Below are 14216 nucleotides of genomic sequence, written 5' to 3'. Positions count from 1 at the left end.
CCTTAAACTTACGCTTTATTGTTAAACAGCATACCAGAGTGATTACTAGAAGTAGGAGCAAACAATGAGTTTATCATCGTAGAAACATTACTTTTTACGGCAAGCTGGACTGCATTTATTTCTTCATCAAGTTGTTCATTAAGCTCTAGCAACTCACTTTCTCGTTGTTCTGGAGCTAGGTCTTTGTTGCTTTTTAAACTATTAATCTTATTTTGTAACTCCTTTATTTTCACTACTAGCTCTTGCTGTGTTTGTGATGTCTTTGATTGAGCTTCTGCTTGTGGATCAGAATCAACGCCCGCTTCTTGTTGTTTAGAGCCTTGAAGGTTTGTTGCTTTTTCACTTTCTGGGTTTAGCTCATTTTTATTTTGCTGATCTAATAATGGCTCTTTTAGGAATGAGGATGTGTACGAAGTTAGCTGCATAGTTTTCCTATCGTTAATTTTTTGACGTTTAGCTATAAACCTTTTGAAAACAAAATAGATGCACAATCCGTACCCATTTACTACCCAAAACTTTTTATGTTGCTAAGCATGTATGTTCCTTTAAAGTTAGCGATATTAAACTTTAACTATTAATCCCCTCTTTCAACAAACCAATACTAAAGAATCAGTTTTTAACTTTTGAATAACCTTTTGTGATCGCTTTTTAAACACCAGCCGTAAGCCTTATTGAAATGGACACGTCGTAACGTCCGAACATACAAAGATATAAGGAAGAACGATGAAATACATACTCCTGGCTAGCAGCTTACTTTTTCTCACCGCGTGTAGCGATGATGATGACGACAACGAAGTAGTTACCCCTCCCCCAGTTCAAGAATTCACTCCAAGTAAAACCTATTCTGTAACTTTAAGTGGCAAACAAGAAGTGCCAATGAATGACTCAATGCAAACAGCGACTGCAACGGTAGAGCTTGACGAAAGTTTAATGCAATTTCGTGCAACACTTGATGCAAGCTCAGTCGAAGGTTTTAGCGCAGCACACATACACGACGGCGATTTAGGCGCTAATGGTGATGTTGCTTTTGCATTTGAGGCCACTTCCGATGGTATGTATGAAGTCGCAATTACCGACCTTGATGAAAGCCTAATTGCTGATCTAATGGATGGCGATTGGTACATTAATCTTCATACCGAACAATATGCAAACGGCGAACTTCGTGCGCAAATTGTGCCTGATACAACCAGCATCATCACGTTTGTTTTAAATGGCGATCAGCAAGTGCCTATGAACGACAGTGACGCAATGGGTTATGGCTATGCATCTTATGATAGCGCCACGACAGAATTACGACTTCGTGCGGTGACTATGGGTGTTGATGACGCAACAGCAGCTCACATCCATACAGGAAAATTAGGTTCAAATGGTGATGTATTCGTGACTTTAGAACAAGACGATGAAGTCATGACTGACTGGGTAGTCCCAGAAGATACCATGATCGACAGCGACACTTTGGCAGTACTTTTAGACGGCGGTCACTATGTTAATGTTCACACACCTGAATTTGCCGGTGGCGAAATTCGCGGCCAAATCTTAACAGACAACTATGCAGTTGCGACCTTTGACTTGAGTGGTGATCAAGAAGTGCCTATGGTCAGCACCATGGCTGATGGTGATGGTTATGCTCTTGTTGATACAACAGACTACAGTGTAGAGCTTACTGTTGTCACGTCAGGCTTAGACGATGCAAGTGCTGCGCATATTCATACAGGTCGTATCGGTACTAATGGCGATGTATTAGTAGCTCTTGAACAATCAATGGACGACAGTAACGTCTGGATGACACCAAGCAACACGCAAATCAATGCAGATATTTTTGCAGTGCTGGCTTCTGGCGGTCACTATGTCAATGTTCATACACCTGCTAATGCTGGCGGCGAGCTTCGTGGGCAAATCCTAACCAGTAACTATGGTTTTACGAGTTTTAAACTAAGCGGTGAGCAAGAAGTTCCTGCACTCGAAACTGATGCAAGCGGTGAAGGCTATGCATTAATCAACATGGATAACTATGCTTTAGAGCTATTAGTAAACACAATGGGTGTTGATGATGCAACAGGTGCACACATTCACACTGGCCGAGTTGGCACGAATGGCGACGTACTCGTTGCACTTGAGCAGTCAACAACTGACGCAGGCATGTGGATGACACCAGCAAATACCATGATCAACGCAGAGATATTTGAGGTACTTGCATCAGGAGGTCATTACGTTAACGTACATACGCCTGCTAACACGGGTGGCGAAATTAGAGGTCAGATCCTAACTGACAACTATCAGCTCGTTACTTTCCCGCTTAGTGGTATGCAAGAAGTGCCAGCTGTTGATACGATGGCATCAGGTAGTGGTTATGCATTAGTTAACATGGATAATTACCATCTAGAATTAAGAGCGTTAACCGAAGGTGTGAGTGACGCCACTGCAGCTCACATTCATACAGGTCGTATAGGCACCAATGGCGACGTACTTGCTGCGTTAGAGCAATCAAGCGATAACATGAACCTATGGCAAACACCTGAAAACACCATGATCAATGCAGATATTTTTGCAGTACTCGCATCAGGTGGTCACTACGTTAATGTGCATACTCCAGCTAACCCAAGTGGTGAACTACGCGGTCAAATCCTTACCGATAACTATGTGTTTGTCACCTTCCCGCTTTCTGGTGAACAAGAAGTGCCCGCAGTTACAACGGATGCATCTGGTGATGGTTATGCGCTAGTGAATACCAATGATTACAGTGTTGAGCTGCAAGTATTAACATCGGGTGTAAGCGATGCAAGTGCTGCACACATTCATACCGGTGTAGCCGGTGAAAATGGCCCTGTGTTAGCTCCTCTTGTACAAGACAGTGATGATATGAATCGCTGGATGAGCAGCACAGGATTAATGATAGACGCCGATATCTTTTCAGTTTTAGCTTCAGGCGGTCATTATGTAAACATTCATACGCCTGCAAACCCAAGCGGTGAGATACGAGGCCAAATTCAATAATTTTATAAAGTCAGAGGCCAATATTTTTGGCCTCTTTTCGTTACCTTCCTAGTTCAATTAATCTCACAATAACATCCCTCAGCATCTGAGTTAATAAACTGGCTATTAAAACCCGCACGTAAGTTTGCAATTACTAACTCAACAAAGCCATTCTGACTTGAACATGCGAGTCCTTTTGATAATGGCCCTGCATACACAAGCTGTTGATTTTCTGAAACAAGTACTGCGGCAGGTTGAGCGGGTAATATTGCAGCAACCGCAGATGTTGGTTTAAGTTTTATCACTTCAACACCTTGTTCTGCAGCATAGCTGCTAAGGCTTGATATGTGCGGTTGTGAGCGTGCTGAGCATACACAGGTGTTTTCATCAATAATGTACAGGGTATCGACATTGTTGATGCCAAGCTCCATACTTTGTTGAAAAGTACGCAGCCAATTAGCTGCGCCTAACTTTTTATCTGGATCAAAGGTGCTTGCTTGTTGAGAATAAGCAAACACCAAGGCCAATACTACAGAGGCAACCCAAACCAGAGTTGCTACTATCACCCATTTGCTATTTGAATTTAGCAATACCTTGCTCCAGCACATCGATACTTACATCAATTAACTGCACGCGATCGGTGAGTTTTTCAATCATCAGGTTGTCGTTGGCTTGATTAGCAATTAAGGCTTGTGAATTCTCGGCAATAGCACGTGTATTGCCCGCTTGATTTTGCACTACATGTGCAACCGATTGTGAACTGCTTGCGGCAACATTCACCTGCTCTGTCATCTCGGTAATTTGCAGCTTCATCTGCGAACTAATCGCCGACAACTGCTCTATAAGCGCAACACTGCCTTGCATCGACTTGGTTGATGAGGCGCTGTTTTGCATCAAGCTTTCAAGCGTATTGGTTATTTTATCTGTCGTGTGTTTACTGCGCGTTGCTAAGTTTCTCACTTCATCAGCCACCACCGCAAAACCGCGACCTTGTTCACCAGCACGCGCAGCTTCAATTGCAGCGTTTAACGCTAGTAAATTCGTTTGCTCAGCAATTGACGAAATTTCATTGAGTAATTCTGAGATATGCGAACATGCACTTACAAGTTGGCTAATATTTTGGTCAGCCTCTTGAAGATTATTCGCAAGCTCAGCTGTTTTGCTGTCTGTATTCGCCACCTCATTTAATGCCTCTGTGGCACTTAAATGGAGCTGCTCAAATTGTGTTTGCAGTTCATTACTCTCTTGTTCCACATGAGCGAAGCCTTCGGCGACTCGTTCACCTGACTGCGCGATATCTGCAGATAACTGCTCACGATGAAGTGCTTGCTCATGCAATTCGTCGTGTACTTCAAGTAATTGTTTAGACTGATTTTTTAAAACACTACTTTGGCTTTGAACATCACCAATCACGCTCGATACAAAACCTAGTAAGCGGTTAAAACCCGCTACGGCTTCACTGTTTCTGTCATCCGCTCTTAAACTTATGTTAATGCTGTTTTCGTCGGCCATTATTTGCTCTGTCGTTGTGCTTAACGATAAGCCAGAACTACGTTCACGATGAAGGGTTTTAGCAATGTAACCCGCTACAATTGCTTCAACAATGGCGTACACAGCATGAATAAGTACGGTGCTAAAATACAATCGGTCTGGGTCAAAAACATATAAGCCTACTTCGTTTATCTGTAAAAAGTAAAAACTCAAATGGTGTACGGCCACAAAAGCAAGTGCAGTAATAAACACGCGCCATTCAACAAACATGATCAATACGGCCATTAAAATAAATATTTCAAAATGAACTTCAATAAGCCCGTAGCTTTGTTGGATGTGTAAAAACGAAAACATCATGCAACCGGCAGCAACAACATGAGCGGTTAATTTGCTCGTTGGGTATTGATTGAGCATCCAAAGCGGTAAAGACAGCAGTAATAAACCGGTTATTACCCCCGTTATTAAGGTCGAATAGATAAAGCCTAAAACCAAAGACTCAACAAACAATAAAAGGAACAAATAAGTAAAAAGGCGGCGTACACTCGTCATAGATAAAGCCTTAATCATTAAATAATTTACAAAAATACAATTAATCGCGCCAATACGGTTTGATACGTATCATGGTTCACTTTATTAACTGCAATAATGCTCTAAATTGTTCTGTCCCTGCTTTTTCCAGCCATTGAAATATCACGCTTTCTGTACAAGTAATAATAGCACCTGCTGCCGATAGCTGCTTAACAGCCAATTCTTTATGTTTTTCGTTACGAGATGCAATGGCATCTTCAACCACAAACACCTGATAGCCATTGGCAATTAAGTCTAAGCAGGTTTGCAGAACACACACATGCGATTCTGTACCAGTCACTACTATTTGCTGACGGTTAAAGTCAGCCAATTGACGGTCAAATTGCGCCTCTTGGCACGCGCTAAAATGCATTTTGTGATAACAGTTATTGCTATTTATAAAGGGTAAAAGTTGTTCACTACTTTTACCTAACTTGGTTGGGTTTTGTTCGGTAAATAAATAGGGAATATCTAAAGCTTTAGCTGCTTTTATTAACTTTTCGGTCTGATTAACAGCTAAGCCAAAGTCGTTAATTACCGGTTCAAGCCCTGCCTGAAGGTCAATAATCAATAACAATGCATTACTTTTTTGGCTTATAAATGAATGGCGCATCACGTTCTCAAACTGCTGATAATTGAACTAGTTATAGCATAGGTTTCAGTTTCAGCAACAAGTAGACCTTATTACTATTTTTTCTTTTCAGAACCATTAATTACGGTCATAATTGTGCTATATTTTGTTAAAAATTATGCGCAAATAATAATTTAGGGTTAATCAGTCAGTGCCTAAACTTTTTCTTTTGATTTTCAGTTTGCTTTTTTTCACGCTCACTTCCTCTGCGTTTGCACAAAACTATGCTTTGCAAATGCAGCGTATTTCGACCGATGAAGGACTTACGCAAGGCAGTGTAACTAAAATCGTGCAAGATGATTTAGGCTTTATTTGGATTGGTACCTATCAAGGCCTAAATCGATACGATGGATATCAAGTTGCACCTTTTGCTGGTGAGTACATACTTGATCAGCGACAAATTACCGCGCTGCATAAAACAGAAAATGGCAACATTTTCGTTAGCACTGAATACTCAGGTGCTTTTTTTATTGATCCTAAAACCCTCAAAGTTGAAAAAATCTATTCGGGCAAACTCGACCCTGAAGATGTTTTCTTCTCGCCTATTCTAGCAATCACTGAAGACGACCACTTTTTTTACTTTGCTATTGCTCAACACGTTTATTCATACAACAAACAATCTAAAAAGTTTTTGCATGAGTTTTCTATTAATAAAGAAGAGCATATTGTGCGAGCGCTGACCTTGCACGACAACTTTTTATATATAGGTACATCGAATGGGCTTTTTTCGAAAAATCTGGCTGATGATCATATCTCGCATATTCCGCTAACGGATAAAGCCCAGATCACCGAAGATAATAAAAACGTTAAATTTTTAAGGATTGATGCGCAGCTTGGCTTATTTGTCGGCACCGTAGAAGGTATGTTTGATATCCCTTTTAACGCTAACCGTTTACTGGCATTTGATAAGGTAAGGCTATTAATCCCTAACTTAAATATTTGGGATTACTCTGTTAGCTCATTCGGTGAATATATTGTCACAGAAAAAGGCTTATATGAGTTTAATCGTCAAACCATGTCGGTTGAGTTCATCTTAAACTTTGAACAAAGTAAGTTTTTGATGACTGACAATTCAATCCAAGATGTAATGATTGATAAAACAGGGCTGCTTTGGCTGGCATCCCGCTCACAAGGTGTATTCACCTGGTCAACTCTCGCAAGACGTTTTAAGCATATTGAATTAAAAAACAACCAAGCTCACTTTAATAATAATGTTTGGACTGTATTACAAGATCAAAACAACACGGTTTGGATAGGTACTGATAATGGCTTGATGAAATACAATCAACTCACTAAAGAAGTCACCCCCTACTTAGTGAGTGACGACGAAAAAGCGTTTCATGGTCAGCACGGTATTTATGGTATTACCGAAGCCAACCTAGATAATAGCGATCGTTATTTATGGTTGATGAAATACATTGGCCTTGCCCTCTTTGATAAACAAACTGGCAAACTAGTGCCTTTAAAAGGCAATGCAGAAACCATTCACCTTTTAAGTTACGGCCCAAACTGGGGCTTTAGAGCAATTGGCAATGATCAATTTGCCTTTTTAGATGACAATAATTTTTATAAATACAATGGCAAAACCGGTGAACTTTCAACAATTAAAGGACTAAAAGAGCAAGTAGACCTTGTTAATGCCCATGCTTTTTTAGAGCCACTGCCTAACTACCCCGATGAATATGTTCTGAGTATGTCTGGCCAGTTGTTCCGCTACAATGAGCAAACTCAAAAGTTAACACTGATATACCAAACAGAAAACTATAACCCATTAGCGTTCACTACCATTGATGACTGGGTGATGGATTATAACAACACCCTGTGGCTTGGTTCAGCTGACGAAGGCCTCATTGGCATTGATGCTAAAACCTATGAAGTTAAACACCGCATTAATATACAATCGGGCTTAAAAGCCAAATCTGTATTTGCATTGCAAATAGACCGTTTTGGTTTTTTATGGTTAGGCACTCAAAATGGCCTATACCGTGTAGATTTAAGTTCTTTAGAGCTCGACAGTTATTTCATTCGCGATGGTCTAGCCGTTAATGAATTTAATATTGATGCAGACACAACCCTACATAACGGACAACTTGCGTTTGGTACTACCCGCGGCGTACTTTTGCTCTCACCTGAAGATTTTTTATCGTCGCCTGTCGAAGTGGGAAACATAAACACCGAGATCACCAATGTATCTTTGCTTTCTCGTGAGCTTAACTACCACCCATACAAGTATGTAAATACTCCGCTACAGATCACTTCTGAAGATATGGGCTTAGCAGTCACCTTTTCGAATTTTGATACCATTAATAAAGATAAAACATCGTATCGAGTAACCCTTGATGGGCCGACTTCACTGCAATACGACAAGCTAACAACCAATGAGGTCTTTTTCACTAAATTACCACCTGGCGATTATGTGTTATCGGTTTCATCATCGTCCGAGATAAGTGATGCCGTTTCTGCCACGAGGCAGTTGAGATTTAATGTTGCCCACGCACCTTGGTCATCCCCTGCTGCAAAAACAAGCTACGCCATTATTATATTAGCTATTTTGTTTTTTATATTTTGGCAATATCGTGCACGTCAACAAGTGATACGCCGTGCCCATGAAGAGGTTGTCCAATCTCAACAACAAACTGAGCTTGCTTTAAGCACCAATAAAAGTGGTGTTTGGGAGATTAACCTCGCAGAACAATTTTTAAGAACCACCCGGTTTTCAGCTGAACTTGGTTATACCGAGTACAAAGATGGTATTACCTTAAAAGAGTTTGTTAGCTTAGTTCACCCACACGACCGCAATAATGTAACGAATCAGTGGCAATTATTCTGCAAGCAAACCAATAACGAACAGTGGAACATAACTTATAGGTTAAAACATAAAAGTGGTGAGTGGCTTTGGTATGAAGATGTTGGCCGCAGCGTTGCACACGATGATAAAAATCGACCATTAAGAGTTACGGGTATTTACACCAATATTACCGAGCAGCGCGCTAATGCTCAGCAAGCCAGTGTGCTCGGTGAAGCATTTGGACAAATTAACGACTGGTTGTTAATTTTAGACAATCAACTCAAACCGTTTTCAGCTAATGCCAGCTTTGGTGAAGCATTCGCCACACCAAGTAATATTGCTGAACTCACAACATACGACTTTATAAGTGCCATTGGTCGTGCCAAATTCCTTGAGTATATCGACGTACTTAAAACACTTAAACCAAAACAAAACTGGAAAACAGAGGCTGTTATTCGCACACTAAAAAGCCCTGCACACCCGGTTCATATTAGTGTCACGGCTGTAGCCAAGGAAAACCAATCAATTAGTCATTATGTAATTGTAATTTCAGACTTAACAGAGCAAAAACGCGCTGAAGACGATTTGCGCTATTTAGCAAATTATGACCCGTTAACGGGCTTGCCTAACCGCTCCCTAATGCATACAAAAATTAGTAACTGTATAAATAACGCAAAAAAATACAATAAACTAGCTGCATTATTGTTTATTGATTTAGATAAATTTAAGCCTGTAAATGATTCATTCGGTCATGCTGTCGGCGACCAATTACTTTGCGATATCACGCAAAGAGTAAGCCTAATGTTACCTGATAACGCCGTAATAGGCCGTCAAAGTGGCGATGAGTTTTTGGTACTTGTTAAAGATTTACACTCCCCGCAAACACTCAGTGAGCTCGTTAAAAAGCTCACAGAAGAACTGGCAAGCAAAGTTATAATTGACGACTTTTCAATCAATATTTCTGCGAGTGTTGGTGTCGCTCTTTACCCTTTTGATGCTAAAACAGCAGACGATTTAATTAAAAATTCAGATATTGCCATGATGCATGCTAAGCAATCTGGCCGTAATAATTTCAAATATTTCACCGAGCAAATGAACAACCAGCTAACCAAAAAGCTGTTGCTTGAAAATGCCCTGAAAGACGCCTTTAAAGATGATGAGTTATTTAATAACTATCAGCCGATTGTTAATGCCAAAACAAAAAAAATAAATGGTGTTGAGCTCTTAATGCGCTGGAAAAACGAGCAAGGTTTTGTATCACCGGCTGAGTTTATTCCTATTGCCGAAGAAATTGGTTTAATCGATGCATTGACTGAGCAAGCCCTTGATAGAGCATTAACTGAGTTATTGCCAATGCTTCGTGCTAACCCACAGTTTTATTTATCATTAAACCTGTCGCCAACGCATATTTTAAAATCGAACTTAACTGAGCGCTTACTACTTATTTTGAATAATCACATGGTAAAGCCTGTTCAGCTACGCCTTGAGATTACAGAAAACACACTATTAGAAGATAAAGAGAAAGCTTCTAAGCAGCTGCAAAAGCTTAAAAATGCCGGCTTCAAACTATTACTTGATGACTTCGGTACGGGTTATTCGTCGCTGACTTACCTTAGCCAATTCCCGATTGATGTGATCAAAATAGACCAAAGCTTCGTGCGTAATATCGGCCAAGATAAAAGTAATGAATCAATTATCAAAACCATCCATGCGCTGTCATCAAACTTAGGTTTATATTGTATTGCTGAAGGGGTTGAGACCAACGAGCAAATTAGCTTCTTAACAGAGATGGGCTGCGAAGACTTACAAGGTTACTACTTCGCAAAACCCATGTTGGCTGATGATCTGATTGCAGAGAGCACGATTCAAGCAATTATCGATCGTCTAAACGCGCTTTAAACCATTTATTTAAGCAACGATATAGCTCATCTTTATTAATCGGTTTTGAGATAAAGTCATCCATACCCGCGACAAGGCAGCGCTGTTGATCTTCTTCAAACGCGTTCGCCGTGATAGCAATAATGACAGCTTCGCCATACAGCGCAGGGTTCTGTTTAATTGCTTGTGTACACTGATAGCCGTCCATGTGAGGCATTTGGCAGTCCATCAATATAATATCTGCCGCATAGCTTTTAAGCTGCTCAAGTGCCTGTAAGCCATCGTTTGCCTTTTTAATCGTACACTGGGTGTCTTGCATCATTTTTTGCAACACGATTTGATTGACAGGGTTATCTTCAACAATCAATACACTAATGCCATGAAGTGTTGGTTTGTCTGTACTTTGCTCGGCGCTTGCTTCTGCGTCGCTCACAGTGACAGGTATGGCAACAGTAAACTCGCTCCCCTTACCTTCTTGACTCACCAATGAAAGCTGCCCATCCATCAGCTCTATAATGCGCTTACTAATGGTCAATCCTAGCCCAGTACCGCCATATTTTCGGGTGGTCGATATATCGGCTTGAGTAAACTCTGTAAACAGTTTGGCCTGTTGATTGGCTGAAATACCGATGCCTGTATCACGAATTGATATTTCAAGTGCGCCATCAACCATTTGGCAATGCATGTTTATCTCACCTGACTCAGTAAATTTACCCGCATTGCTCAAAATGTTATTGATTACCTGGCTAAATCTTAGCGGATCTAAACGGATATACTCAGGTATATCGTTTGCTATGCTTAAGTTAAATTCGACACCTGTTTTCACACTGGTATTGCTAAATACTTTTGCTAATTGTTGCAGTAAGGCCTTAATATCAACGGCGCGATTTTCTAATTTAAGCGCCCCTGCTTCAATTTTAGAAAAATCTAAAATATCATTTAAGATCAATAGCAAATTATTGGCACTTTGATGGATCATCGCCAGCTCATCACGCTCAGTTTCGGGTAGTTTAGGGTTGTCTAATAGCAGTTGAGTCATACCTAAAATACCATTGAGCGGGGTGCGGATTTCATGGCTCATATTCGCTAAAAATTGTGATTTAGTACGGTTCGCTTGATTCGCTAATCGCACAGCTTCGACTAACTCATTGGTTTTATCATTAACTTGCTGCTCAAGCTGGGCATTAAAATCGGTCAGTTTGTTATTCAACACTTCGTTTTCGTGATTCACTTGATGCAAGCGATTAAAATTAAGCGCCAGCTTATTTGCTAAGCTCGAAAACTGCGACTGCAAACGGCTCACTTCAAGCCAAGTTTGTGGTAAGTCGGTCTCTGTGATTGCCCGCTCAGGTTCAAATTTATCAATTTGTTCAGCTAACTTTTCAATGGGGGCTATTAACCAGCGGCTCAGCTGCGTGATAAACACACTGGTTAACAAAATAATGAATAATATCATCACCAAAGACTGACCCCATGCACTTACCGCAACATTGTTAGCATGTTTACGGTTAAGCATGGTCATCACTATCCAGTTATGCTCGGTTGAGCGGGCTTCTCTGGCATAAAACTGCTGCTCATCCTCAGCGTCAAACATCTTAAAACGAGCTTCCTCTGCAAACGAGTTAATTTCTTCATCTGTTAATTGCTGTAACTCTTTAAAATCATCAAGCGTGCTAAATACCACTTTATTGGTCGCATCTAAAATCAATAACTCACCTTGATGACTGAAAAGGCTTGGTCTGAGCCCTGCAAAGTAATCGAACATCAGTGAGCCTTCGACAACCCCAGTAAAGGTATCTTCAATATAAATCGGTGCTGATACCGCAACGATGGGTAAAGAGCCAAAACCCCTTCCTTTAAAGATTGTTGAAATATAACCAAGCTCATTATTTGGCGCATTTATAAAGTAGTCACGGTCTGCCACATTGGCGCGGATTTTTGATTGCTGCAAACTAATCGCTAACGATTGCGGATAAAAGTGAGTGACATCGGCAAGGGCATCAACAATGATTTGCGTTCTAAAATCTGGATACAACTTTGCCATATTCTCAAGGGCAATTTGATGCGGAACACCATTGGCAATACTTCTGGCCGTGAGTACCACCCCTTTTTTATGGTGGTCGAGGTGGCTATCAATTGTGCGAGCGATTTCTTTTGCTTTCTCTTTTAACTGTGCATTTATTTCATACTCAATACGCGCATAGTGATTATTGGTTAACACTATTGAGGTTAAGATCACCACCAGCACAACCAGTAAGGTCACTACATAGTTAAGAATTTTATATAAAGACGAATAGTGTTTATGCCACGAATAACGACTAAAAAAGAAACTAAGTAAATCAATAACCGATAAGTAAATTGCCGCATTTAAGCAGTATTTAGCAAGTGCAATGGCAATCGTTAAGATTGGAAGACCTAAAAAGAAATGGCCAAAACTCCACAATAAGGGTAAACCAATTACAAACCAAAACAGCATGCCTCGTAAAAAGACTGGCCGCGCTTTTGACAAGCAGAATACCTGCAAGCAGATCAATTCTAAGGCAAACACAATGGAAGGCCACGCATGCCCCCAGCGGTAAAAAATAAACCCCGTACTTATAATAAAAGTGATAATTGCATAGCGCCAACCAAGTAGCAGCAAGCTTAGGATCACAAAAAACTGACCAAGCAGAAATTCTGAGCTATCTAAAAACCAAATAGGGAGCAGATTAACAACTCCCGCGATACAACCGAGCAGTATCGCGGCTAAAAAGTTGAAATATGAAGGCTTATTTTGAAGCAAAAAAGGTATCCTAACTTCATAGTGATACCTTTAAATTAAAAGAAAATTAAACAATTTGCCACTTTAATTAACATGGTGACATTCATGACTCTCAATTTGCAGCACACTTTTTTTAATATTAAAGTGCGAGAGCAGTAGTTTTTCGACCTTTAATCGACACGCCTCATCATGTTTTTCAACGGTGCAATGCTGCTTCAACACAACGTGCGCACCAACAATAATGTCTTTATCTTGGCGCATCACAGTCACGTTATGTACATTTTGTACGTGCTCAACCGAAGCGATACTTTGTTCAATATCAGCTACATCCGGTAATTTACTGCTATTTTCGAGTAACCCTTTCACGCAACGAATGATCACTTTAACCCCAGTAAACAAAACAAAGGTGGCAATCAACATACTCGAAATAATATCGATTTCTGCCCAACCAGTTAGGTGAATTAGAATACCTGCAAAGAAAGTTGAAACCGTTGAAATTAAATCAAAAAATGAGTGTAAAAACACAGCATACACGTTGATGCTTGCTTTACGCCCTTTGTATAAAACCCAAGCTGCTGCGCCATGAAATAAAAAGCCTATAGCCGAAATCACTGACATCAAATAGCTGTTAATTTGTAAATCATGACCATCGCTATGATGAAGGTAACGCTCACCTCCTTCATACAAAATAACTAAGCTAATGCTCAGATATAAAATACCATTGATCAAACCACCCGTAAGCTCTGCGCGCTGATAGCCATCATTAAAGTTTTTCGCGAAATATATCGCCATGCTTGAGGCAATAAGTGCAATGAATAAAGAACTGTTATGAACAAACAAATGCCCAGCATCAGCAAGAACAGCAAGCGAATTTGAAAAATAGGCGCCAATAACCTGTATCACCATAAACGAACATGTTATGGCTAAGGCAATCAACAAGCGGCGTCTAGATGCTTGGTGTGTTGTAATATCTGTCATGAAGAAGTGAAATACCTATTCGCTGGAAAGTGGTAATGATATAAAGTCTCAATTGTAATACGTGGCGAGCGCAAACGCACTAAAAACTTGGTTATTTGTCCCTTTTTGAAAGTTTTTTGCGTGATGTGTTAGAAATGAGAAAGGAATTA

The 14216-nt window shown here is 40.3% G+C and carries 8 protein-coding genes; 2 read left to right on the top strand and 6 right to left on the bottom strand.

Going from position 1 to position 14216, the window contains the following annotated elements:
- Positions 1–8: 8 nt before the first annotated feature.
- Positions 9–425, bottom strand: coding sequence for a hypothetical protein (locus tag C2M25_RS18080; RefSeq protein ID WP_063701142.1), 417 nt, complete (start codon positions 423–425; stop codon positions 9–11).
- A gap of 298 nt (positions 426–723) precedes the next feature.
- Here C2M25_RS18080 and C2M25_RS18075 point away from each other — a divergent pair, with 298 nt between their 5' ends.
- Entirely contained in the window at positions 724–2994 is a 2271-nt protein-coding gene (locus C2M25_RS18075; protein WP_105181783.1) for a CHRD domain-containing protein, read from the top strand.
- Between the two features lie 53 nt (positions 2995–3047).
- Here the strand turns inward: C2M25_RS18075 and C2M25_RS18070 are convergent, their stop codons facing one another.
- The 3 genes from C2M25_RS18070 to C2M25_RS18060 all read right to left on the bottom strand — a co-directional run bounded on the left by C2M25_RS18070 (position 3048) and on the right by C2M25_RS18060 (position 5644).
- The gene (locus C2M25_RS18070) at positions 3048–3563 is read right to left on the bottom strand and encodes a DUF6436 domain-containing protein (RefSeq protein WP_105181782.1); all 516 of its coding nucleotides are present in this window, start codon (positions 3561–3563) and stop codon (positions 3048–3050) included.
- Complete coding sequence (locus C2M25_RS18065; RefSeq protein ID WP_105181781.1) at positions 3547–5013, bottom strand: methyl-accepting chemotaxis protein; 1467 nt, start codon at positions 5011–5013, stop codon at positions 3547–3549. Before C2M25_RS18065 ends, C2M25_RS18070 begins: the two co-directional genes overlap by 17 nt.
- Before the next feature lie 76 nt (positions 5014–5089).
- On the bottom strand, positions 5090–5644 hold the full coding sequence (locus tag C2M25_RS18060) for an isochorismatase family protein (protein ID WP_105181780.1): 555 nt from the start codon (positions 5642–5644) through the stop codon (positions 5090–5092).
- 253 nt (positions 5645–5897) lie between these two features.
- On the opposite strand from C2M25_RS18060, the gene C2M25_RS18055 reads away from it, so the two are divergent.
- Positions 5898–10349, top strand: a complete 4452-nt coding sequence (locus C2M25_RS18055; protein ID WP_105181925.1) for an EAL domain-containing protein — start codon at positions 5898–5900, stop codon at positions 10347–10349.
- On the opposite strand, the gene C2M25_RS18050 is transcribed toward C2M25_RS18055, so the two are convergent.
- Positions 10324–12837 carry a response regulator gene (locus C2M25_RS18050; protein WP_234003609.1) on the bottom strand — a complete coding sequence of 838 codons (2514 nt, stop codon included), beginning with the start codon at positions 12835–12837 and terminating at the stop codon, positions 10324–10326. The two genes, C2M25_RS18055 and C2M25_RS18050, sit on opposite strands and share 26 nt — an antisense overlap.
- Positions 12838–13173: 336 nt before the next feature.
- Positions 13174–14067, bottom strand: a complete 894-nt coding sequence (locus C2M25_RS18045) for a cation diffusion facilitator family transporter (protein WP_105181778.1) — start codon at positions 14065–14067, stop codon at positions 13174–13176.
- Positions 14068–14216: the final 149 nt, after the last annotated feature.

The organism is Pseudoalteromonas sp. T1lg21 (assembly GCF_002964625.1).
Lineage (GTDB): Bacteria > Pseudomonadota > Gammaproteobacteria > Enterobacterales > Alteromonadaceae > Pseudoalteromonas > Pseudoalteromonas gelatinilytica.
This window is presented reverse-complemented; position numbering and strand designations above follow the sequence as displayed.